This is a genomic window from Oceanihabitans sediminis (assembly GCF_003337215.1).
GTDB lineage: Bacteria > Bacteroidota > Bacteroidia > Flavobacteriales > Flavobacteriaceae > Oceanihabitans > Oceanihabitans sediminis.
Genome location: NZ_QPIG01000001.1, coordinates 1,074,272 through 1,097,180 on the forward strand (window position 1 = coordinate 1,074,272; position 22,909 = coordinate 1,097,180).

The window sequence follows — 22,909 nt, forward strand, 5'->3', positions numbered from 1 at the left end:
TTTTGGAATAGTATTTGAGACAGTAGTTTTAAATAATTGAATAAAAAAAACATTAATTAATAATGAAAAATATAATACTTATTTTTTTGCTTGCTACATTTACCATAGGCTCTGTTGCAGCTCAAGAAATTAACTGGGTAACTTTAGAGCAAGCCTTAGAGCTTCAAAAGAAAACCCCAAAGAAAATCATGGTAGATATGTACACTGTATGGTGTGGACCATGTAAAATGTTAGATAGAAATACCTTTCAAAATAAGGATGTAGCAGAGTATGTAAATAAAAATTACTATGCTGTAAAGTTTAATGCAGAAGGAAACGAAGAGGTTACTTTCAAAGGGCAAAAGTATACGAATCCAGGATACGATCCTGCAAAAGCAAAGAGACGTAATAGCTCACACCAGTTAGCTAGACTGTTTCAAATAAATGCTTATCCAACGATTGTATATCTTGATGAAAAAGGAGAGTTGATAGCCCCAATTAAAGGTTATCAAAGTCCAGGACAAATAGAATTGTACCTGAAAATGTTTGCTTCCGATGATTATAAGAAGTTAACTACTCAAGAGGCATTTAATGAATATTATTTAGCATTTAAATCTTCTTTTAAAGGGTAGATATACTAATTTTCTAATATAAAAGCTCCTTTTTCGCTTGTATGGTGAAAAGGGAGTTTTCTTTTTATACAGGTTTGCTCCCAACGTTTTATATAAGACTTGTAATTACTTCCGTCAGCCATAATCTTTTGAGGTTTTAGAGAATCTATCATTCTATCTAGGTTTACTTTAGGAGAGTTTCTTAGAATAATATAATCTGGTTTTATGCTTTTAATAGGGTATATGCCTAAACTATCTACAACTAAAATACTTTTGTTTTTAAAAAAATAGAGTTCTTTTAAACTGTCTTCTCGAATAGTTCTAATAAAATTAGCAGTAGCAAAAGTGCTAATAAATTTGTTTTTCTTTATAGAATCTTGACTGTGGTACAACTTTAATTGGTTGTAGTTTTTCTCCCCTAAAACCGTATTTCTACTAGTATGAAAAAGAATAAAGGATGCATTGTTGTTTTTGTACTTGTTGTAAATAGTTGTTAGTTGAAAGGTTATTATAGAGACACATAATAACACCATAGTTTTAAAGTTCTTTTTTAGGTATAGTTGTACTAATGTTACTATTATTAAGTAAGAAGCAAATACATATAATAGGTTAAAGGAGATATTTTGAAATAGGAATTGTTCTTTACTAGCAATCCATTCTAAAAGCGTATTCATTAGGCTAATACAAGCGCCAAAGGAATCTGCTAAGAATGTTGGTAACATGTCTAATAAAGCTAGTAAGATTATAATAATCCCACTAAGAAGTACTCCGCCTATAAATGGTATGATTGCAATATTTGATAGCCAAAATAAACCAGGGAATTGATGGAAATAAAATAAACTAATAGGTACTATGCCAAATTGTGCTGCAAGGGTTACAGAAAATATTTCCCAAAGTTTATTTACTACAAATAGTTTGCTTGTCCAAAGACCATAAATTAAAGGTTGTATTGAAACTATTGAAAGTACGGCTAGATAGCTTAATTGAAATCCGACATCAAAAATAAATAAAGGCTTAAATAGTAGAATAACAAATATAGAAGCAGCTAAAGTATTATAAACATTGCTAGGACGATTTAAATGCATTCCAATAGCTACGGCACTGAACATTGTGGCAGATCTAATAATGGAAGCAGAAGCACCTGCTAAAACAGCATAAGACCATAATAAGATTAAAATGACAATAGTCTTGAAGGTTTTTCCGTGAGGTAACCAAGCTATAGGTTCTAAAAGCTTATTGAAAATCAAGAGTAAAATACCAATATGTAAACCGGAAACAGCTAATATATGTACAGCTCCAGCATTTACATAGTTTGCATATACTTCTTCACTAATATCTTGTCTTTGGCCTAAAATTAAAGCGTTAATAATCGCTAACTCGTTTGTTTCAAAATTATATTTTTTAAGCTTAGCATTAATGGTGTTCCGTAAGGAACTAGCATATCCTAAAAGGGTATGTTTTGTGTTGCTTACGCCGAATAACTTTTCTTTTTTTGTAAATATTTGATGGTAGATATATTGCTTTTCTAAATACTTTTTATAATCAAACTGGTTTGGGTTTTTGGGAGTTGAAATATGCTGAAATGCTTCGGTAGTAAATAAAATTTCATCTACTTCAAGTTTCTTTTGTATACTGTCTTTTTGAATATTGAGCAAAGACTTCCCGGTGACTGAATGACCTTCGATTTTAAGTATTTCAACTACATACTTATCATAGTATTTGCTAGGTTTAAGAATCTCATTTACTCTAAACTTTATGAGGCTCGCCGAATTTTCTTCCGTTTTAAAGTATTTGGTGTAATGGTATGTATGATTCTTATGGTTGTAGAAATTCGTTATTACAACTCCCATTAAAATGGTTGTCATATATGCTAAAATACCAAACCATATGTTCTTTTTTAATCTATTTCTGCTATAAATATTACTAGTAAATAGAAGTATGAGTAATCCGAAGATGCTGTATAAGCTTGATTTTAAGGAAATGGGGAAATAGAAAGCAAGTAGTATTCCTAATACTAAGAAAAAAGAAAGTTTAATAATATTAAAATCAACCGTCTTCATAAGTTGAAGATAGTCAATTGTTTGTATATTTAAAAGTGTAATTTTATAGTACGCGTCTTGCTTGTACGTAAGCTAAATACCAATATCGTTCCGCAAGATTAGATATCATCACGCCTCTGCTTGTTGAAGCATGAATAAACTCTACATATCCTGTTCTAGAAGTAGTAACAATGCCCACATGATTTATTTTTCTGCTTCCTTTACTCGTTGCAAAAAACACTAAATCGCCAACTTGTATGTTTTTAATATCTATCCAATCGCCTGTAGTAGAAAGGTCGGTTGTTGTTCTGGGCATGTTTATGTCTTCCTTTTTAAAAGAAGTATAAATTAAACCAGAGCAATCCATTCCTTTTTTGGTTGTGCCACCATATTTATATCGAGTCCCTTCAAAACTTTTCGCATTGTCTATAATATTAGAAATAGTAGTTTTGGTGGTAGAACTTATAGGTTTGTTGGTGCCTATTTCTGGAGTACTAACTTTAGGATTTGGAGTGTTTGTATTTAAAACAGTTTTATTCGTTTGCTGTTTTGTAGTAACAATTCTTTTATTTTTACTAGACTTACAAGCTGCAAACGAAATTAAAAGTATAAAAATAAGGGTGATTTTTCTCATGAATATAATTATGCATTTAGGGCTTTGAAAATAAGCTTTGCTGTTTTCTCACTAGCGCCTATTCCGCCAAGCTTTTTTTCTAGTTCGTAGTAATTTAAGAAATAATTTTCTCTTTCTTTTTTATCAAGAATTTTGTCTAATTCCTTTTTAAGTCTTTTGCGATTGAAATCGTTTTGAATCAACTCGGTAACAACCTCTCTATCCATTATTAAATTTACTAATGAAATAAATTTTAAGGTTATAATGCGCTTCCCTATTTGATAGGAAAGCCAACTTCCTTTATAGCATACTACTTGTGGTACTTTAAACAGTGCTGTTTCTAATGTGGCTGTTCCAGAAGTTACTAGCGCTGCTGTTGAAACACTAAGTAAATCGTAGGTTCTGTTTGAAATGAATTTTACGTTTTCTGTAGATATAAATTGAGAATAGAAACTATAATCCTGACTAGGTGCTCCTGCAATTACAAATTGGTAAGTAGGATAATCTTTTACTACGCTAAGCATAACAGACAGCATTTTTTTGATTTCTTGCTTTCTACTTCCTGGTAATAAGGCGATGATTGGCTTTTCATCTAATTCGTGCTCTGCTCTAAAAGTGTATTCGTCTACTTGCTTTCTGTCAGCAATCGCATCAATTAAAGGGTGACCAACAAAATGTACTTGGTAGTCGTATTTTTTATAGAAATCTTCCACAAAAGGTAGAATCACATACATGGCATCTACATCTCGTTTAATATCATGCACACGCTTTGCTCTTGAAGCCCAAACCTGTGGAGAAATATAATAATGTGTTCTAAAACCTTTTTGCTTTGCCCATTTTGCAATTCGTAAGTTGAAACCCGAATTGTCTATAAAGATTACTACGTCTGGTTGATAGGATGCGATATCTTTTTTGCAGAAAGAAATAGCTTTAAAAATAGCATTTAGGTTTAGAAGCACTTCTGCAAAACCCATGAATGCTCTTTCTTTATAGTGCTTTACTAAGGTGCCACCAGTATTTTGCATAAGATCTCCACCCCAAAATCTAAATTCGGCATGTACATCTTCTTTTTGTAATGCTTTCATTAAATTAGAGCCATGTAAATCGCCCGAGGCTTCTCCTGCAATAATGTAGTACTTCATCTATAAAAATTTAAAAGCAAAAGTAAGTAAAGCTACAATAATGGTAGCAATTAGAACACCTTTGGCTCTGTTGTCTTGTCTTTTCTTTAAAAAGTAAAAGAAAGCAATTAGGTTTAATATTGCTCCTAAACTGATTAATTGATTAAGAAAGCCCTCTAGTTTTGCTGTTTCTAAAGCAGCTATAAAACTTCCTCCTTTTCCTAGTACTTTAGTTGCTATAAATAAACCGATAATGTTTGTGATGACACCAACGATAAAGCCAATAATAATATCTTTTTTAGTCATTAAAATTCCAATTGTTTAATTGTTTTATGCTATTGTAAGCTGTTAAGTCAAATTGTACAGGTACTACAGATACATAGCCGTTTTCAAGAGCCCATTCGTCTGTGTCTTCACCTTCATCTAAATTAACAAATTTACCGGTAAGCCAATAATATTCTTTGCCTTGCGGACTAATTCTTTTATCAAATTTTTCATTCCAATTTGCTTTCGCTTGTCTGCAAACTTTCACTCCTTTAATTTCCTCTTCAGGAAGTTTAGGGAAATTAACATTTAAAACCACCCCTTTTTCAAGTCCGTTTTTTAAGACATTTTCAGTGATTTTTTTTACATGGCGCTTGGTGGCTTCAAAATCGGCATTCCAATTAAAATCTAAAAGGGAAAAACCAATGGATGGTATCCCTTCAATTCCAGCTTCAATTGCGGCACTCATGGTTCCTGAGTAAATTACATTCACAGAAGAATTAGAGCCGTGGTTTATACCAGAAACACAAAGGTCTGGTCTTCGGTCTAAAATTTCACTAATTCCAATTTTTACACAATCGGCAGGAGTTCCAGAACAGCTATATTCTATTTGCTTACCATTGTCAATTTTTACATTTTCAATATGAAGGGTAGAATCTAGGGTTATTGCGTGCCCCATACCGCTTTGCGGACTATCGGGAGCTATTACAACTACCTCTCCAATAGTGTTCATTACCTCAATAAGCGCTCTTATACCTGGAGCTGTTATTCCGTCGTCGTTAGTAACTAAGATTAGTGGTTTTTTTGCCATGTTTTACTTGTTTTTAGCCCCGCTAAAATACGTATTTTCTATAGGAATCACTTAATTTATTCGGTTTAACAAAAAATTAGTAGCATTAAGCTTTTGTTGGCATGGTTTTTTCTTTAATTTAGTACATTCCCTAAACCTTGATGCATACAAATCTAGGTTTTGAACTAATACTTAGAATATAAAATGAAAAATAAATATAACGCACTAATTTTATTGCTTTTATTGGCATTTGCATCCTGTAGTTTTACTAATAAAACTTTTGATAACCCAGACAAGGATAAATTGCTAATTCAAGTAATTACTTATGTTTTGGAGCGAGGTCATTTTGACCCGAAAAATATTGATGATTCTTTTTCTGAAGGAGTTTACGAAGACTATTTAAAGCAATTAGATCCTCTTAAGCGTTACTTCTACAAATCAGATATTGAAGAATTCGAAAAATATAAAACAGAGATTGACGACCAGTTAAAAGCCTACGATATTACGTTTTTTAATATTACGCATGAGCGCTTATTAAAAAGAATTGAAGAGTCTAAGAGCATTTATAAAGACATACTTAATAAACCATTTGATTATACAATAGATGAGTATTATAATGTAGACTTTGATAATGTCGAGTATGCCAAAAATAAAAGGAAAATGAAAGAACGTTGGAGACAACAACTTAAGTTTTCTACTATTTCTAATTATGATGCTTTGATAAAAGAGAATGATGAAAAAGAAGATGGAGAAGAAAAGAAAACGATAAAAGAAATCGAAGAGGAAGCTAGAGGAGAAACTCTAAAATCTATTGATGCATATTATAATGATTATATAGACGATCAAGAGCGTAAAGATTGGTTTTCTATTTATATAAATGCCATTGTTGTTGAGTATGATCCGCATACCTTTTATTTTGCTCCAGAAGATAAAGATCGATTTGATCAGCAAATGTCTGGAAAGTTAGAAGGAATTGGTGCTAGACTTACAAAAAGAATGGATAACACGAAGATTGTAGAAGTTATTTCTGGTGGTCCAGCATGGAGAGGAAAGGAGCTTGAGGTAGGAGATATTATTCAGAAAGTACGTCAAGACGATGAAGAGGAAGCTATAAATATTGTTGGTATGCGTTTAGATGATGCTATCAAACTTATTAAAGGCCCTAAAGGAACAACGGTACACCTTACGGTAAAAAAGGTAGACGGATTAATTAAAAACATCAGTATCACTAGAGATATTGTAGAGTTAGAAGAAACCTATGCAAAATCTTCACTAGTCAAGAAAAACGATCAAGTTTTTGGGGTGATTAATCTTCCTAAATTCTATATAGATTTTCAAGATTACAGAAATAGAAATGCTGCATCCGATGTTAAAAAGGAAATTGAAAGATTAAAAGATGCAGGTATGAAAGGTTTAGTTTTAGATCTTCGAAATAATGGAGGAGGTTCTTTACAAACGGTTGTAGATATAGCTGGACTTTTTATTAAGGAAGGACCAATCGTGCAAGTACGTTCTACTGGTGAGCCTAAGGAGGTTTTAAAAGACAAAGATAAATCTATCGATTGGGATGGACCATTAGTGATTTTAGTGAATGAGCTTTCGGCTTCTGCATCAGAAATATTAGCTGCTGCTATGCAAGATTATAAAAGAGCCATTGTTTTAGGGAGTAAGCAAACTTACGGAAAGGGAACCGTTCAAAATGTTTTAGATTTAAACAGAATGGTTCGTAATAACTCACAAGGAGATCTTGGTGCTTTAAAGCTTACTACACAAAAATTCTACAGAATAAATGGTGGTTCTACGCAGTTAGAAGGAGTAAAGAGTGATGTTGTAGTTCCTGACAGATATAGCTTTATTGATATAGGTGAAAAAGATCAAGAAAATCCGTTGCCTTGGGATAAAATTGAAGCAGTAGATTATGAGTATTGGGATAATAATTATGATTTTGATACTACCATTTCACAAAGCCAAGCGCGTATGTTGAACAATGAGCAATTAAAGCTTATTGAAGAAAATGCAAAATGGGTAAAAACTAGAATGGATGAAAACACCTATTCTTTAAATTACGAAGAATATAAGAATAAGATGCAGTTAACAGAAGAGCAGGCAAAGCATTTTGACAAGATTTCAGAATACCAAACGAATTTGACTTTTGAATCTTTACCTTACGAATCGAAGTTATTTGCACAAGATACTATCTTAAAAGAAAAACGTGTAAGATGGCATGAAAGCCTAAGTAAGGATATATATATAGAAGAGGCTTTACATGTTTTAGAAGATTTAGGAGCAACGCATAATACTAAGAAAATTGCTGCTACTCGCGAAGAGAATAATTAAGCATTAAGAAAGAATAATAAAGAAGATATTAATAAAACTTATGAGTAATAAGTCAAACTCATTAAGAGCTTTAGCGCTCCAAAAATTTAAAAAGAATTTTTGGGGCGTTTTTAGTTTTTGGTTTATCGTCTTGATTGGCTTTATTTCTGTGTTTGCTTATGTAATAGCTCCAGATAATTCGCAGCATGCTAATCAAATGCATTTATCCATACATTCTAAAAAACCTGGATTTAAGGTGCAAATGCTAAGTATTCCTTCAAAAATGAATGAATATCAAGGCTTTTTGGATAAGATGTTCTTCGGAAGAAAAAATGTAGCAACCGAAATTCCTATCTCTAATTATAGTATTGAAAACCATCATGTAACTTATACGGAATATGCTTCCGATGGCTTAGAAGGAATTACTAAAACCATCGATTTTTCGGATTTATCAGCAGAAGAAATACAGCAATTAATTACTCAGAAAACCTTTCTTTTCGGAACAGATAAATACGGAAGAGATCTTTTAAGTAGGATACTTGTAGGTGCTAGAATATCCTTTTTTATTGGTTTTGTAGCGGTGTTTATTTCTTTGGTTATTGGGGTTTTTATGGGAAGTATAGCAGGGTATTACGGCGGAAAAGTGGATGCTGTCATCATGTGGATCATTAATGTAACTTGGTCTATACCAACCTTATTATTAGTTATTGCTATCACATTAGCATTAGGAAAAGGATTCTGGCAAGTCTTTATAGCGGTAGGCTTAACCATGTGGGTAGAAGTAGCAAGAGTGGTTCGCGGGCAAATAATTAGTGCAAAAGAAATGCAGTATGTTACTGCAGCAAAGGCTTTGGGTTTTAATGATTTTAGAATTATCACCAAGCATATTCTTCCTAATATAATGGCTCCGGTAATTGTAATATCTGCAGCCAATTTTGCAGCAGCAATCTTAGTAGAAAGCGGATTGAGTTTTCTTGGTATTGGGGCGCAACCACCAATGGCAAGTTGGGGTGCAATGATAAAAGATCATTATAGTTATATTATACTAGGAAAACCTTACTTGGCAATAATTCCTGGCTTATGTATAATGAGTTTGGTTATGGCTTTTATGTTGATAGGTAATGCGCTAAGAGATGCGCTAGATGTAAAGAATTAGCAGTTAATCTAACACCATATTAGCGTTTAAGGAATCTATATATTCTAACACCTCTTCTTTTCCTATGTCTTTTGAAGAGGAAGTAATAAAGTAGTTTGGCATTTCTTCCCAGGTTTCTAAAAGAATATTTTTATAATCCTCCACATGGTTTTCAATGGCTTTAGGTTTCAACTTATCTGCTTTTGTAAATATGATTGAAAACGGAATACCATTTTCTCCTAACCATTGCATGAATTCTAAATCAACTGGTTGTGGTTTATGTCTAATATCTACCAATACAAAACCTGTAACTAATTGTTCGCGTAAGGCAAAATATTGGGTAATAAATTTCTGAAATGTCTTTTTTGCAGATTTTGAAACTTTAGCATATCCGTAGCCTGGTAAATCTACCAAGTACCATTCTTCATTTATTAAAAAATGATTGATTAGTTGTGTCTTTCCTGGTCTTCCTGATGTTTTTGCTAAGCTTTTTCTGCTGGTAAGCATGTTTATTAACGAAGATTTTCCAACATTACTTCTACCAATAAAAGCATATTCTGGAATGTTGTTTTTAGGACATTTTGCAACATCCGAATTACTCATTACAAATTCTGCCGATTTTATTTTCATGTCTAATTTTCGTTAATCCCAATAACTATGGGTGTGATTTTTGGTTTTAATGAAACTGTTTAAAAGCCTCTTTTGGTTAACCAAGCATCAAGGATTTCATTAAATTTTTCAGGGTGTTCCATCATTGCAGCATGACCACATTTGTCTATCCAAAATAGTTCAGAATCTGGTAATAAAGCATTGAATTCATCTGCAACTTCTGGCGGAGTTACGGTGTCATTTTTTCCCCAAATAATGCAAACAGGGGTTTTCATATTAGGCAAGTCTTTTGCCATATTATGTCTTATTGCACTTTTAGCAATAGCTAGTGTTTTTATAAGCTTGTTTCTGTCGTTTACCGTTTCATAAACTTCATCTACAATTTCTTTAGTAGCAACTTCAGGATCATAAAAAACATCTTGTGCTTTTTTCCTAATCACCTCATAGTCACTACGCTTTGTGTATCCGCCTCCCATTGCACTTTCGTACAAACCTGAACTTCCTGTTATAATTAAAGCTTTTACTTTTTCAGGATAAATTTTTGTGTGGTATAGGCCAATATGTCCTCCTAAAGAGTTTCCTAGTAAGATTACTTCCGTAAGGCCTTTAAACTCGATAAATTCATGCAAGTATTTAGCGAAGCTCTTTACGTTTGTTTTTAGTAAAGACATGCTGTATACTGGTAATTGCGGGATAATAACTTTATATCCTCTTTGGCTAAAGTGGTCAGTTACAGCGTCAAAGTTACTTAACCCACCCATTAGTCCGTGTAGAACAATGATAGGAGTTCCTTCTCCAACTTCAATATAGCTATAGTCTTTTTCTTTTTTTAAGCGATGCGCCATGTATTAGTTAGTCATTTCTAGTTAAAAACAAATATAGTTAAATCCTTTAAAATATAACTATTTAATTAAAAACACTCCTAAGAGTTTTTTGAACTAGATATCAACAAGTTTTAAAGGGGTGAAGAAAATATGGTTTTAAGTTCTTGATATATAGGTTTAAATGCTGTTTCAAGGGTTTTCTTGTCGGAAGAATTTTCCATTTGAACGAAAATTTATTAACAATGTGGTAAAATGTGGTAAAAAGTGGTAGAATTTTCAATATATTTGAATCTTAATTGTTTAAACACCTTAAAGTTACAGTGAACTCATTGATAGGAACATACGAATGCAAAGTTGACGCAAAAGGAAGGTTAATGCTTCCTGCTGCGCTGAAAAAGCAGTTATCTCCTGTTTTGCAAGATGGGTTTGTGCTTAAAAGAGCAGTTTTTCAACCTTGTTTGGAATTGTATCCAATGAGCGAATGGCAAGTGCTAATGCGCAAGATAAATAAGCTTAATCGTTTCAATAAAAAAAACGATGAATTTATTAGAAGATTTACTGCTGGTGTGAAAATGGTTGAGGTCGATGCAACAGGTCGATTGTTAATCCCAAAAGACCTGGTGGTTTTTGCAGATATCACAAAAGATATTGTGCTTTCTTCTGCAATAAACATTGTTGAGATTTGGGATAAAGATAAATATGAACAAGCTATTGATGCTGCTGCTTTAGATTTTGCAGATTTAGCAGAAGAGGTAATGGGACAAGACGATGACGAAGATGGAATATCATAATCCGGTTTTACTAAAAGAAACCGTTGACGGTTTAGATATCAAAGAAGATGGCATTTATGTAGATGTCACTTTTGGTGGTGGCGGTCATAGTAAAGAAATATTGAGAAGGCTTGGTCCAAACGGAAAGTTGTATGCTTTTGATCAAGATCCAGATGCTCTTGAAAATACTATAGACGATGAGCGTTTTACCTTGATTCATGAAAATTTCAGACACATGAAACGCTTTTTAAGGTTTTATGGGGTGAAGCAGGTAGATGGAATCTTGGCTGATTTCGGAGTTTCTTCACATCAATTCGATGTGGCGGAACGTGGTTTCTCTACCCGATTTGAAGCGGACTTAGATATGAGGATGAATCAGAAAAGTGATCTTTCTGCTTTTCATGTGGTAAATGAATATGATGAGGAGCAATTGAAGCAGGTATTATTGCAATATGGTGAATTAAGGCAAGCTCCAGCTATGGCTAAAGTGATTGTGGAGGAAAGAGAAAGTGAGCCAATAAAAACAAGTGAGCAGTTAAAAAGTGTGTTGAAGCGCTTTTTGCAACATAAAAAAGAGAATAAAGTTTTAGCGCAGATTTATCAAGCTATACGTATAGAGGTGAATCAAGAAATAGAAGCTCTAAAAGAGTTTTTATTGCAAACACCAGAGGTTTTAAAGCAAGATGGGCGATTAAGTTTTATCTCATACCACTCTTTAGAAGATAGGTTGGTAAAGCGTTTTATTAGAAATGGCCTGTTTGAAGGAGAACCTGAGCGAGATATGTTTGGAAATTATGAAGTGCCACTTAAGAAAGTTGGTGGGCTTATTGTTCCGACAAGAGAAGAAATTAAGATGAATAATAGAGCGAGAAGTGCAAAGCTTCGAATTGCTAAAAAGTTTTAGTTAAAAGAGTATTAGTTTTCAGTAAGAGTAAAGATGAAAAAAAACATCTATAGTTTATTAAAAGGAAAATTTTTGACTAGTAATGGGGCTTCTCAAAACTGGGTGATGATTTTTTACTTGTTGACTTTGGCTATTGTAACTATAGGTAGTTCGCATAGTGCAGATCAAAAAGTACATGAGATTGCTAAACTTAATAATGAGGTAAAAGAGCTTCGCTCAATTATGATAGATGGTAGAGGACAACTCATGAAGCTGAAAAAAGAATCTTATTTAGAAAAGAAGATGGGGGAAAAGGGAATTGCTATTTCAGAAATCCCCCCACATAAAATAAAAGTTAAATCACAAAAAGAATAGTTCAAATTGGCAGTAAGCGAAAAGAACATATTAAACCGATCGTATTTTGTTGCAGGATGTATGTTCATCTTTGCTCTGGCTGTTGTGGTTAAATTACTTACTATACAGTTTGTGCAAGGTGATAAGTACAGAGCGTTGGCAGCAGAGAGGTTAGTTAAAAAAGTGACTATTCCTGCCAATCGTGGAAATGTATATTCTGTTAATGGAAATCTTTTAGCTACTTCTGTTCCAAAGTATGATATCCGATTTGATGCTGTTACACCAAGTTCTGCAACTTTTGAAAAATATTTAAAACCTTTAAGTGATGAGCTTTCAAAGTATCATGGAAAGCCATCTTCTTATTATCAAAAAGAACTTCGTAAAGCAAGAGTTAATAGAAATAGATATTACCGCTTGGCAAAGAATATAGGTTATGGGGATTATGTGAAGTTTCGCAATTTCCCAATGCTAAATTTAGGAGCTTATAAAGGAGGTCTTATTGTGGAGCAAACTACAAAAAGAGAACACCCAATGGGTGGTATAGCGCAGCGTACTATTGGTTATGAGCGTGTAGATGAAGATGGAAATATAACACGCCCGGGAATTGATGGTGCTTTTGGTATGAAGTACTTAAGTGGTGTTGATGGAGAGAGATTGAAGCAGAAAATTGGAAAAGGACAATGGAAACCTATAGTAGATTATAACCAGGTTGAACCAAAAGACGGCTACGATGTTTATACAACAATAGATGTGAATATTCAGGATATAGCACATCATGCTTTGTTAAAGCAATTAGAAGAATATGATGCAGAACATGGTTGTGTTGTGGTTATGGAGGTTGAAACTGGTGAGATTCGAGCTATTTCCAACCTAGGAAGAACCCATGATAGTAAAACTGGTAGAAATTTTTATTACGAAAAACTAAATTACGCTGTAGGGGAATCGCACGAGCCAGGTTCTACATTTAAGTTAATGGCTTTAATGGCTGCTTTAGAAGATAAGGTGGTGGATACTTCTACTGTTGTAGATACAAAACAAGGAAGAAAAGTTTTTTACGGAAGGTCTATCTACGATTCAAAACATGGTGGTTACGGAAAAATATCTGTAGCAAGATCTTTTGAGGTTTCATCAAATATAGCACTAGCTTCTATTGTAGATGAAAACTATGCTAGTAAGCCAGAAAAATTTATTAATAGATTAAAAAGTTGGTCTTTAGATAAGCCTTTAGGGTTGTCGATTATAGGAGAAGGGGAGCCAGTGATTCCTGGTCCGGGGCATGAGTTGTGGAGTAGAAATGCATTGCCTTCTATGGCTTATGGCTATAATGTGAGGTTGACACCTTTGCAAACATTAACCTTCTATAACGCTGTTGCTAATAACGGAGTGATGGTTAGACCAAGATTTATTAAAGAAGTAAAAGAGTTTGAAAAGACTATAGAGACTTTTGATAGAGAAGTTATAAATAATAAAATCTGTTCCGATAAAACCTTAGGTGAAATTCAGGAGATACTTAAAAATGTTGTGGTTCGTGGAACCGGAAGAAGCTTGTATTCATCACATTTTTCTATGGCAGGTAAAACGGGTACAGCTCAAACAGAGTATTGGATGAAAGATTGGAAAGATAACCGTAGATATGTGTCTACCTTTGCAGGTTATTTTCCAGCAGAAAACCCAAAATATTCTTGCATTGTAGTAATACATAAGCCTAGTACTAAAAAAGGATATTATGGAGCAGATGTTTCTGGGCCAGTATTCAAACGTATTGCGCAAAAGATATTTACAGACACACCTATAACAGATGAGGTAGAAACGCTAGAGGTACAAAATGCTTCTGTTGAAAAAGAGTTTCAATCATATTATCAAACGGCTCAAACGTATAAAACCATTATGCCTAATGTGGTTGGTTTACCTGCGATGGATGCTGTTTCTTTATTAGAAAATATGGATGTAGATGTGCAGGTGAAAATTACAGGTGCTGGAATTGTTAAAAGACAATCAATAGATAAAAATACCAAGCTTAAGAATAAACAAACAATAGTTTTAGTAGCATCGTGATAGAGTTAAAAGACATATTATATAAAGTAAATATCAATGCAGTTGTTGGTAGTACGAAGGTGTTTGTTAGAAATATAAATTCTGACTCACGCAAAATTACTGCTGATGATGTTTTTGTTGCGGTAAAAGGTACTATTGTAGATGGTCACGATTATATTGAAACAGCTATCAAGCAAGGTGCAAAAGCTATAATTTGTGAGAATTTACCAGATAATCTTGAGCCTAATATCACCTATGTTGAGGTGAAAGAGGCAACAGCTGCACTAGCAATAATTGCTTCTAATTATTACGGTTCTCCTTCGCAAAACTTAAAACTTGTTGGGGTAACAGGTACTAATGGTAAAACAACTATTGCTACTTTGTTGTATCAGCTGTTTAAAAACGCGGGATATAAAGTTGGACTGCTTTCTACGGTGAAAATTATGGTAGATGAAAAAGAGTATCAAACTTCTCATACAACTCCAGATTCATTAACCATCAATCGTTATTTAAAAGAAATGAGCGATGAGGGTGTGGAGTTTTGCTTTATGGAAGTGAGTTCTCACGGAATTCATCAAAATAGAACCGAAGCACTTCATTTTGAAGGTGGGATTTTTACGAATTTGTCCCATGATCATTTAGATTATCATGAAACATTCGCAGAGTATCGAGATGTGAAAAAACAGTTTTTCGATAAACTTCCATCTACTGCCTTTGCATTAGTAAATGTAGATGATAAGAATGGAAATGTGATGCTTCAAAATACTAAAGCTATAAAGCATAGCTATGCACTAAAAAACTATGCAGATTATAAAGCGCAAATTTTAGAAAATCAATTTAGTGGCTTGTTGCTTAAGATTGATAATGCTGAGGTGTGGACAAAGCTTATTGGGGAATTCAATGCTTATAATGTTTTAGCGATTTATGCTACTGCTGAATTGTTAGGCTTAGAGAAAGTAGAGATTCTTCGATTAATAAGTGCTTTAGAAAGTGTTAGCGGAAGGTTTCAGTATTTGATTTCAGATGCTAAAATTACAGCAATAGTAGATTATGCACATACGCCAGATGCATTGCAAAACGTGTTGCAAACCATAAATAGTATTCGTACGAAAAACGAAGAGCTAATTACGGTTGTTGGTTGTGGTGGTGATAGAGATAAAACCAAAAGACCAAAAATGGGTAATATCGCTTCGGCTTTAAGTACCAAAGCTATTTTTACTAGTGATAATCCAAGAACAGAAGTTCCTGAAGCTATTATTGAAGATATAGAAAAAGGTGTGGATCCTCTGAATTTCAAAAAAACCATGTCTATTACCGATAGAAGACAGGCTATAAAAACCGCTTGTCAGTTAGCAAATGCAAATGATATCATTTTAATAGCTGGTAAAGGACATGAAACCTATCAAGAGATTCATGGTAAGCGTCATGATTTTGATGATTTCAAAATAGTGCAAGAATTCTTAAAACAATTAGAAAAATAATAAAGATGTTAGGCAGAGCTTGTTAAAGCATCTCAATAAATGAAGTAAAGAATGTTATACTACCTTTTTGAATATTTAGATAAACACTACCAATTCCCAGGAGCTTCACTCTATAGTTTTACAACTTTTAGAGCTGCTGCTGCTATAATAATATCGTTGTTGTTTTCTACAATATTTGGTAAGCGTATTATAGGCTTTTTACAAAGACAGCAGGTAGGAGAGACCATTAGAGATCTAGGTTTAGAAGGACAGGCAGAAAAGGCTGGTACGCCAACAATGGGTGGTGTCATCATTATAATTGCAACCTTGTTACCGGTTTTTCTTTTAGCAAAACTTGAGAATATTTATATCATTCTGCTAATTGTTACTACCCTTTGGATGGGTGCAATCGGTTTTTTAGATGATTATATCAAGAAGTTTAAAAACGATAAAGAAGGTCTAAAAGGAAGATTTAAAGTTTTAGGTCAGGTAGGGCTAGGAATCATCGTTGGGGCTACACTTTACTTTAGTCCAGATGTAACTATTAAAGAAAAACTGCCAGTAGCACAACAACAAGAGATTTTAGCTCAAAATCCAAATGCTACTCCGAGTATGTTTTTTAAAGCGGAAGAAGAGTCTACAAAAACAACTATTCCTTTTGTAAAAGGAAATGAGTTTGACTATGCAAGCCTAATTACTTGGATAAACCCAAAATGGGCAAAATATGCATGGATTGTATTTATACTGGCTTCTATTTTTATTATTACAGCAGTTTCAAACGGCGCAAATCTTACAGATGGAATTGATGGACTTGCCGCCGGAACATCCGCCATTATAGTATTCACACTTGGAATTTTTGCATTTGTGTCTGGGCATATCGTGTTTTCAGATTACTTGAATATCATGTATATCCCACGAATTGAAGAAATCACTATTTATATAGCTGCATTTGTAGGAGCATTAATCGGTTTCTTATGGTATAACACCTATCCTGCTCAGGTTTTTATGGGGGATACAGGAAGCTTAACCATAGGGGGAATTATCGCGGTAATAGCTATTGCAGTAAGAAAAGAGTGGCTTATTCCTGTGTTATGTGGAATCTTTTTAGCTGAAAACCTTTCGGTAGTAATGCAAGTAAGTTGGTTTAAATACACAAAGAAAAGATATGGTGAAGGAAGACGCATATTTAAAATGTCGCCTTTGCATCATCACTATCAGAAATCGGGATATCACGAAAGTAAGATTGTTACTAGGTTTTGGATTGTAGGAATTCTATTAGCCATACTAACAATAGTAACATTAAAGATTAGATAAATGCTTGTCGTTCCTACGAAGGTAGGAATGTAGATACAGAATGAGTAAAAAACGATTAGTCATATTAGGAGGAGGAGAAAGCGGAGTAGGAACTGCGCTTTTAGGAAAGGCAAAAGGCTATGAGGTATTTGTTTCAGATAAAGGAACAATAAAAGTGAAATATAAAAAAGTTCTTATACATAATGAGATTGAATGGGAGGAGCAACAGCATACAGAATCTAAAATTCTAAATGCCGACGTTGTAATGAAGAGTCCGGGAATTTCTGATAAAGTTGCTTTAGTTCAGCAATTAATACAGAAGAATATTCCTGTGATTTCCGAAATAGAATTCGCTTCAAAATATACCAATGCAACTATTGTAGGAATTACCGGAAGTAATGGTAAAACCACAACAGCTTCGCTAATGCATCATCTATTAAAACAAGAAATAGAAGTTGGTTTAGCGGGAAATATTGGAGATAGTTTTGCAAAGCAAGTTCTAGAGAAGGATTATAAAAATTACGTGTTAGAGATTAGTAGTTTTCAGTTAGACGGAATTATTGATTTTAAACCACAAATCGCTGTAATCACAAACATTACTCCAGATCATTTAGATAGGTATGATAACCAATTTGAAAAGTATATCGCTTCTAAATTTAGTATCGCAAAAAATCAAACAAAAGAAGATTATTTGATTTATGATGCAGATGACGAGGTAATAACTAATTGGTTAGATGCGCATCCAGTACAATCCACATTATTGCCATTTTCATTAGTCAGAAAAATAGAAAATGGCGCGTATTTAGAACAGGAAAACATAATATTAACAATAGATAATAACCAAATAATTATGCCAAAGACCAATCTAGCACTAGAAGGCAAACACAATATTAAAAATGCTATGGCTGCTTCAACAGTAGCGCATTTGTTAAAAATAAGAAAGCAAACAATTCGTGAAAGTTTAGAAAATTTTCAAGGAGTTGAGCACCGCTTAGAGAATGTATTGAAAATTAACAAAGTTCAATATATAAATGACTCAAAAGCAACTAACGTAAACGCTACTTACTATGCTTTAGAAAGTATGGATGCTCCAACAGTTTGGATTGTTGGTGGAGTAGATAAGGGAAATAACTATCAAGAGTTATATCCTTTCGTAAACGAAAAAGTAAAGGCAATCATCTGTTTAGGGGTTGATAACCAAAAGATTATAGAGGCTTTTGGGAATATGGTAGATATTATTGTAGAAACACAATACATGACCGAAGCAATTAAGATTGCTTATAAGTTAGCAGAAAGCGGTGATAATGTTTTATTATCTCCAGCTTGCGCAAGTTTCGATTTGTTTGAAAACTATGAAGATAGAGGAAGACAATTTAAAGAGGCAGTTAGAAATCTGTAAAAAGTGTAAAAAGAATAATGCAAAAACTATTTGATAACATAAAGGGAGATAGATTAATTTGGGCAATAGTCGCTTTGTTGGCTATTTTCTCCTTCCTTCCTGTGTATAGTGCTGCGAGTAATTTAGCTTATGTAAAGGGTAGTTCTGGAACATTCGGTTTACTTACTAAGCATTTTATACACCTGTTATTAGGTTTTGGTGTGTTATTTACTGTTCATAAAGTACCATACAGATATTTTAGGGGGCTGTCTGCAGTATTGATTCCTGTCGTTATTATTCTGTTGTTTTTAACCTTATTTCAAGGTAGTGCTTCAAGTTCAGGAACAAATACAAGTAGGTGGATAAGGATTCCGGTTGTAGGGTTTACTTTTCAACCCTCAACTTTTGCGGGTGTTGTTATTATGGCTTATGTAGCTAAGTATTTGGCGAGGGTTAAAGGTGAATTGGTTTCATTTCAAAGTAGCTTATTGTATTTGTGGCTTCCTGTATTTTCTGTTCTTGGTTTAATTCTTCCTGCAAACTTTTCTACTGCTGCAATTATATTTTCAATGGTATGTGTGTTAGTGTTTTTAGGTGGTTACCCTTTACGTTATCTATCTGTAATAATTGGAGTCGGAATACTAACCTTAGTGATGTTTATTTTGATGGCTAAAGCTTTTCCAGATGCTATGCCAAACAGAGTGGATACATGGATGAGTAGAATTGAAAGTTTTTCAGACTCTGAAGTAACTGAAGCAGATTATCAAATTGAGAAAGCTAAAATTGCAATTGCAAGTGGGGGAATTCAGGGAGTTGGCCCGGGAAAAAGTATACAGAAAAACTTTTTACCACAATCTTCTTCCGATTTTATTTATGCCATTATTGTTGAAGAATATGGTTTGATTGGAGGTATTTCTTTAGTGATATTATACATGTGGTTGCTTTTTAGAATAGTAATTGTTGCTCAAAAATGTGATACTATTTTTGGAAAATTACTAGTGCTTGGTGTTGGTTTGCCAATTGTTTTTCAAGCCTTAATAAATATGGGAGTTGCTGTGCAACTATTCCCTGTAACTGGACAAACTTTACCGCTAGTGAGTAGTGGAGGAACATCTATTTGGATGACCTGTTTGGCTTTAGGAATTATTTTAAGTGTGAGTGCTAAGCGTGAAGAGGATAAAAGTAAGGAAGGTATGGAAGGAGCTGATAATAATCCCTTAGATATTCTTGCTGAAACAATATAAATAGAAAAAATAAGAAACGGTTTTTCGTGACGAAAGATAAAAAACATAGAATAATACTCTCAGGAGGAGGAACAGGAGGACATATCTATCCTGCAATTGCTATTGCAAACGAGTTAAAATCTCGCTTTCCAAAAGCAGAATTCCTTTTCGTTGGAGCGAAGGATAGAATGGAGATGGAGAAAGTTCCGCAGGCAGGTTATGCAATAAAGGGACTTTGGATTTCGGGTATTCAGCGGGAATTGACCCTTAAAAATTTAATGTTTCCGTTTAAGTTAGTTAGTAGTCTTTGGAATGCTAGAAAAATTGTAAAGCAATTTAAGCCAGATGTAGCAATTGGTACTGGTGGATTTGCAAGCGGACCTTTACTACAAATGGCGGTTTCAAATGGTGTGCCTAGCTTAATTCAGGAACAGAATTCATTTCCAGGAATTACCAATAAGTTACTTGGAAAAAAAGTGCAGAAGATTTGTGTAGCCTATGATGGTTTAGAAAGATTTTTTCCGAAAGATAAAATAATAAAAACAGGAAATCCGGTACGTCAAGATTTGTTAGATATAGACTCTAAAGTTGCTGAAGCAAAAAAGTATTTCAACTTAACGGAAGGAAAAAAGACACTTTTAGTTATTGGAGGAAGCTTAGGAGCAAGAAGAATAAATGAGCTTATTAGAGATGAGCTAGATTTTTTCCATACGTTGAATATGGAAGTTATTTGGCAGTGCGGAAAGTTGTACTATAAGACATATAAGTTAAACGGAAACGAAAAGCATGTGCAGTTGCATAAGTTTATTAATAAAATGGACTTAGCCTATGCGGCGGCAGATGTAATTATCTCTCGAGCAGGAGCTAGTTCTGTTAGTGAGCTTTGTATTGTTGGGAAGCCGGTAATTTTTATCCCGTCACCCAACGTAGCTGAAGATCATCAAACAAAAAACGCTATGGCGGTTGTAAATGAAAATGCAGCAATGCTTATTAAAGAAGGAGATTTGGTTGTAGATTTTGAAAACAAGTTTTCGCAATTAATGGCTTCACCAGAAAGACAAAAAGAATTAGGAGACAACATAAAGAAGCTAGCATTAGTACATGCAACAAAAGAAATAGTAGACGAAGTTGAAAAACTATTAAATTAATGAATTTAGACAATATACATAACATCTATTTTATCGGCATCGGCGGGATTGGTATGAGTGCTTTAGCGCGTTATTTCCATGCTAGCGGAAAAAAGGTTGCTGGTTATGATAAAACCAAATCAGATATAACTGATGCTTTGGAAGATATTGGTATTGCCGTTCATTTTGAAGATTCTATTGCAGAAGTTGCAGATGCATTTTTAAATTATGATACTACACTAGTAGTTTATACTCCTGCAGTTCCAAAAGATCACAGACAGTTGGCTTATTTTAAGAGTGATAATAATTTTACGGTTTTAAAACGTTCTGAAGTTTTAGGGTTAATTACTAAAAATACTTTTTGTTTAGCTGTTGCAGGCACGCATGGTAAAACTACAACAACTAGTATTTTAGGACATTTGTTACAAGAATGTGATGTAGAGCAAACTGCATTTTTAGGCGGAATTAGTGAAAACTATAATTCTAATTTAATTTTAAATGGAAGTAAAGTTTCTGTTGTAGAAGCAGATGAATTTGATAGATCATTTTTAACTTTGTCGCCAGATTTAGCTTGTATCACTTCTATGGATGCAGATCATCTAGATATTTACGGTGATGCTTCTGAATTAGTGAAGTCTTTCGAAGATTTTTCAAAGAAAATAAAACCAGGAGGAAAGTTGTTTGTTAGAAACGGCTTGCCTTTAGAAGGGATAACATACGGGATTGAAGATGATTCAGATTACTCCGTACAAAATATAAAAATAGAAAATGGTGCCTATGTGTTTGATGTGAAAATGCCAAACGCAACGCTAGAAGATGTTCAATTTAACCTACCAGGTAGACATAATTTGTCGAATGCTTTAATCGCCTTGGCAATGGCTGTAGAATTTGGTTGCCCTTGCCAACAGCTTGTCGAGGCGTTAGCATCATACAAAGGAGTGAAACGTAGGTTTACATATCAAATTAAAACAGAGGATTTGGTATATGTAGATGATTATGCACATCATCCAGAAGAAATCAACGCGGTGCACCAAGCGGTTAGAGAAATGTACCCAGGAAAAAAGGTGTTAGCAATATTTCAGCCGCATTTGTTTTCAAGAACTAAAGATTTTGCAGATGAATTTGCTAAGAGTTTATCGCAATTTGATGAGGTTTTATTGCTAGATATTTATCCGGCTAGAGAATTGCCAATTCTAGGAGTAGACTCTAATTGGCTATTGCAAAAAATAGAAAATAAAAACAAGCAACTTATTGCAAAAAAAGATATAGTTGCTAAAATTAAAGAAAGTGATGCACAGGTGGTTTTAACCATGGGTGCAGGTGATATTGGAGTAGAAGTTAAACAAATTAGAGAATCGTTATTAAATGCGAATTAATTGGAACTACATAAAAATGTTTGTTCTACTAGTATTAGTAGTGTTTCTGTATGCCTTTTCTTCAGCTAAAAACAGCAAAAGAATAGTTTCGGAACCAGAGATTCAATTTTTGGGCGATAATAACCTATTTATAACCCATGCAAATGTTAGTAAGTTGTTGATACAAAGTCAACAAATAGCTTCTAATGCACCAAAAGAAATTTTAGATTTGAATAAAATGGAATCTGCCCTGAATTCTAACCCAATGATCAAGTCTGCGGAAGTGTATGTTTCCGTAAATGGGGAGCTTAAAGCAGAAGTAGAACAGAAAAATCCTATAGCAAGAATAAGCACAAATACTTCCTACTATTTAGATGATGAAGGTGGGTATATGCCGCTGTCAACAAATCACGCAGCAAGAGTACCACTTGTAACAGGATTTGTAGATAAAAATGCTTTAGAAAACATATATAAAATCGCTAAAAAAGTAGATGAAGATAGCTTTCTGAAAAAATATGTAATCCAAATAAATCAAAGCAAGGATAGTACTATTCAACTAAAATTAAGACAGAGCACTTTTATAGTGCATTTGGGGGATTTAAAACAATTAGATAAAAAGATAAACAACCTAAAAGTATTTTATCAAAAGGCATTAAAAGAAAAAACACTTAATGATTACAGTAAAGTTAATTTACAGTTTGATAACCAAGTAGTGTGCACCAAAACGTAAA

21 protein-coding genes are annotated in these 22,909 nt (G+C 33.7%); 14 read left to right on the forward strand and 7 right to left on the reverse strand.

What is annotated here, in order from left to right:
* The first annotated feature begins 62 nt into the window (after positions 1-62).
* Entirely contained in the window at positions 63-611 is a 549-nt protein-coding gene (locus tag DU428_RS04825; protein ID WP_113966222.1) for a thioredoxin family protein, read from the forward strand.
* A gap of 5 nt (positions 612-616) precedes the next feature.
* Here the strand turns inward: DU428_RS04825 and DU428_RS04830 are convergent, their stop codons facing one another.
* From DU428_RS04830 to surE, 5 genes are read right to left on the reverse strand one after another with little or no spacing between them, the layout of a single operon-like run.
* Entirely contained in the window at positions 617-2,650 is a 2,034-nt protein-coding gene (locus tag DU428_RS04830) for a ComEC/Rec2 family competence protein (protein ID WP_113966223.1), read from the reverse strand.
* Between the two features lie 43 nt (positions 2,651-2,693).
* Positions 2,694-3,263 (reverse strand): C40 family peptidase, encoded by a 570-nt coding sequence (locus DU428_RS04835; protein WP_072349941.1) that lies wholly within the window; start codon positions 3,261-3,263, stop codon positions 2,694-2,696.
* Positions 3,264-3,271: 8 nt separating this feature from the next.
* Positions 3,272-4,384, reverse strand: a complete 1,113-nt coding sequence (gene lpxB, locus DU428_RS04840) for a lipid-A-disaccharide synthase (RefSeq protein WP_072349940.1) — start codon at positions 4,382-4,384, stop codon at positions 3,272-3,274.
* Positions 4,385-4,669, reverse strand: a complete 285-nt coding sequence (locus DU428_RS04845; protein ID WP_072349939.1) for a hypothetical protein — start codon at positions 4,667-4,669, stop codon at positions 4,385-4,387. It lies immediately after the preceding gene.
* Positions 4,662-5,438 (reverse strand): 5'/3'-nucleotidase SurE, encoded by a 777-nt coding sequence (gene surE / locus DU428_RS04850; protein ID WP_072349938.1) that lies wholly within the window; start codon positions 5,436-5,438, stop codon positions 4,662-4,664. Before surE ends, DU428_RS04845 begins: the two co-directional genes overlap by 8 nt.
* Before the next feature lie 183 nt (positions 5,439-5,621).
* Here surE and DU428_RS04855 point away from each other — a divergent pair, with 183 nt between their 5' ends.
* On the forward strand, positions 5,622-7,754 hold the full coding sequence (locus DU428_RS04855) for a carboxy terminal-processing peptidase (protein ID WP_072349937.1): 2,133 nt from the start codon (positions 5,622-5,624) through the stop codon (positions 7,752-7,754).
* Between the two features lie 40 nt (positions 7,755-7,794).
* Positions 7,795-8,889: an ABC transporter permease gene (locus DU428_RS04860; protein WP_072349936.1), complete on the forward strand. Its 1,095-nt coding sequence runs from the start codon at positions 7,795-7,797 to the stop codon at positions 8,887-8,889.
* Positions 8,890-8,892: 3 nt separating this feature from the next.
* On the opposite strand, the gene yihA is transcribed toward DU428_RS04860, so the two are convergent.
* Together yihA and DU428_RS04870 are read right to left on the reverse strand one after the other, a co-directional pair.
* Complete coding sequence (gene yihA, locus DU428_RS04865; RefSeq protein WP_072349935.1) at positions 8,893-9,498, reverse strand: ribosome biogenesis GTP-binding protein YihA/YsxC; 606 nt, start codon at positions 9,496-9,498, stop codon at positions 8,893-8,895.
* Between the two features lie 59 nt (positions 9,499-9,557).
* On the reverse strand, positions 9,558-10,322 hold the full coding sequence (locus tag DU428_RS04870) for an alpha/beta fold hydrolase (protein ID WP_072349934.1): 765 nt from the start codon (positions 10,320-10,322) through the stop codon (positions 9,558-9,560).
* A gap of 299 nt (positions 10,323-10,621) precedes the next feature.
* Here DU428_RS04870 and mraZ point away from each other — a divergent pair, with 299 nt between their 5' ends.
* Genes mraZ through DU428_RS04925 form a run of 11 tightly spaced genes read left to right on the forward strand, consistent with a single transcriptional unit; the run spans position 10,622 to position 22,908 of the window.
* Positions 10,622-11,092, forward strand: coding sequence for a division/cell wall cluster transcriptional repressor MraZ (mraZ, locus tag DU428_RS04875; RefSeq protein ID WP_072350022.1), 471 nt, complete (start codon positions 10,622-10,624; stop codon positions 11,090-11,092).
* Positions 11,079-11,975 (forward strand): 16S rRNA (cytosine(1402)-N(4))-methyltransferase RsmH, encoded by an 897-nt coding sequence (gene rsmH, locus DU428_RS04880; RefSeq protein WP_113966224.1) that lies wholly within the window; start codon positions 11,079-11,081, stop codon positions 11,973-11,975. The genes mraZ and rsmH overlap by 14 nt, the downstream gene beginning before the upstream one ends.
* 33 nt (positions 11,976-12,008) lie before the next feature.
* The gene (locus tag DU428_RS04885; protein WP_072349932.1) at positions 12,009-12,329 is read left to right on the forward strand and encodes an FtsL-like putative cell division protein; all 321 of its coding nucleotides are present in this window, start codon (positions 12,009-12,011) and stop codon (positions 12,327-12,329) included.
* 60 nt (positions 12,330-12,389) lie between these two features.
* Positions 12,390-14,363, forward strand: a complete 1,974-nt coding sequence (locus DU428_RS04890) for a penicillin-binding protein (RefSeq protein ID WP_113966225.1) — start codon at positions 12,390-12,392, stop codon at positions 14,361-14,363.
* A complete protein-coding gene (locus tag DU428_RS04895) occupies positions 14,360-15,823 on the forward strand; it encodes a UDP-N-acetylmuramoyl-L-alanyl-D-glutamate--2,6-diaminopimelate ligase (protein ID WP_113966226.1) in 1,464 nt (487 codons plus the stop codon). Before DU428_RS04890 ends, DU428_RS04895 begins: the two co-directional genes overlap by 4 nt.
* 51 nt (positions 15,824-15,874) lie before the next feature.
* Entirely contained in the window at positions 15,875-17,116 is a 1,242-nt protein-coding gene (mraY, locus tag DU428_RS04900; RefSeq protein ID WP_113966227.1) for a phospho-N-acetylmuramoyl-pentapeptide-transferase, read from the forward strand.
* Positions 17,117-17,156: 40 nt separating this feature from the next.
* Positions 17,157-18,494, forward strand: a complete 1,338-nt coding sequence (gene murD, locus DU428_RS04905) for a UDP-N-acetylmuramoyl-L-alanine--D-glutamate ligase (protein WP_113966228.1) — start codon at positions 17,157-17,159, stop codon at positions 18,492-18,494.
* Positions 18,495-18,511: 17 nt separating this feature from the next.
* Positions 18,512-19,717, forward strand: a complete 1,206-nt coding sequence (locus DU428_RS04910) for an FtsW/RodA/SpoVE family cell cycle protein (RefSeq protein ID WP_072349927.1) — start codon at positions 18,512-18,514, stop codon at positions 19,715-19,717.
* A 26-nt stretch (positions 19,718-19,743) separates the two neighbouring features.
* Complete coding sequence (gene murG, locus DU428_RS04915) at positions 19,744-20,844, forward strand: undecaprenyldiphospho-muramoylpentapeptide beta-N-acetylglucosaminyltransferase (protein WP_113966229.1); 1,101 nt, start codon at positions 19,744-19,746, stop codon at positions 20,842-20,844.
* Positions 20,844-22,199: a UDP-N-acetylmuramate--L-alanine ligase gene (gene murC, locus DU428_RS04920; protein WP_113966230.1), complete on the forward strand. Its 1,356-nt coding sequence runs from the start codon at positions 20,844-20,846 to the stop codon at positions 22,197-22,199. The genes murG and murC overlap by 1 nt, the downstream gene beginning before the upstream one ends.
* A 16-nt stretch (positions 22,200-22,215) precedes the next feature.
* The gene (locus tag DU428_RS04925) at positions 22,216-22,908 is read left to right on the forward strand and encodes a cell division protein FtsQ/DivIB (RefSeq protein WP_317047506.1); all 693 of its coding nucleotides are present in this window, start codon (positions 22,216-22,218) and stop codon (positions 22,906-22,908) included.
* Position 22,909: the final 1 nt, after the last annotated feature.

Coding starts and splice junctions, on each gene's coding strand:
- DU428_RS04825 (WP_113966222.1), top strand. CDS start 63: ATGAAAAATATAATACTTATTTTTTTGCTTGCTACATTTACCATAGGC.
- DU428_RS04830 (WP_113966223.1), bottom strand. CDS start 2,650: ATGAAGACGGTTGATTTTAATATTATTAAACTTTCTTTTTTCTTAGTA.
- DU428_RS04835 (WP_072349941.1), bottom strand. CDS start 3,263: ATGAGAAAAATCACCCTTATTTTTATACTTTTAATTTCGTTTGCAGCT.
- lpxB (WP_072349940.1), bottom strand. CDS start 4,384: ATGAAGTACTACATTATTGCAGGAGAAGCCTCGGGCGATTTACATGGC.
- DU428_RS04845 (WP_072349939.1), bottom strand. CDS start 4,669: ATGACTAAAAAAGATATTATTATTGGCTTTATCGTTGGTGTCATCACA.
- surE (WP_072349938.1), bottom strand. CDS start 5,438: ATGGCAAAAAAACCACTAATCTTAGTTACTAACGACGACGGAATAACA.
- DU428_RS04855 (WP_072349937.1), top strand. CDS start 5,622: ATGAAAAATAAATATAACGCACTAATTTTATTGCTTTTATTGGCATTT.
- DU428_RS04860 (WP_072349936.1), top strand. CDS start 7,795: ATGAGTAATAAGTCAAACTCATTAAGAGCTTTAGCGCTCCAAAAATTT.
- yihA (WP_072349935.1), bottom strand. CDS start 9,498: ATGAAAATAAAATCGGCAGAATTTGTAATGAGTAATTCGGATGTTGCA.
- DU428_RS04870 (WP_072349934.1), bottom strand. CDS start 10,322: ATGGCGCATCGCTTAAAAAAAGAAAAAGACTATAGCTATATTGAAGTT.
- rsmH (WP_113966224.1), top strand. CDS start 11,079: ATGGAATATCATAATCCGGTTTTACTAAAAGAAACCGTTGACGGTTTA.
- DU428_RS04885 (WP_072349932.1), top strand. CDS start 12,009: ATGAAAAAAAACATCTATAGTTTATTAAAAGGAAAATTTTTGACTAGT.
- DU428_RS04890 (WP_113966225.1), top strand. CDS start 12,390: ATGTTCATCTTTGCTCTGGCTGTTGTGGTTAAATTACTTACTATACAG.
- mraY (WP_113966227.1), top strand. CDS start 15,875: ATGTTATACTACCTTTTTGAATATTTAGATAAACACTACCAATTCCCA.
- murD (WP_113966228.1), top strand. CDS start 17,157: ATGAGTAAAAAACGATTAGTCATATTAGGAGGAGGAGAAAGCGGAGTA.
- DU428_RS04910 (WP_072349927.1), top strand. CDS start 18,512: ATGCAAAAACTATTTGATAACATAAAGGGAGATAGATTAATTTGGGCA.
- murC (WP_113966230.1), top strand. CDS start 20,844: ATGAATTTAGACAATATACATAACATCTATTTTATCGGCATCGGCGGG.
- DU428_RS04925 (WP_317047506.1), top strand. CDS start 22,216: ATGTTTGTTCTACTAGTATTAGTAGTGTTTCTGTATGCCTTTTCTTCA.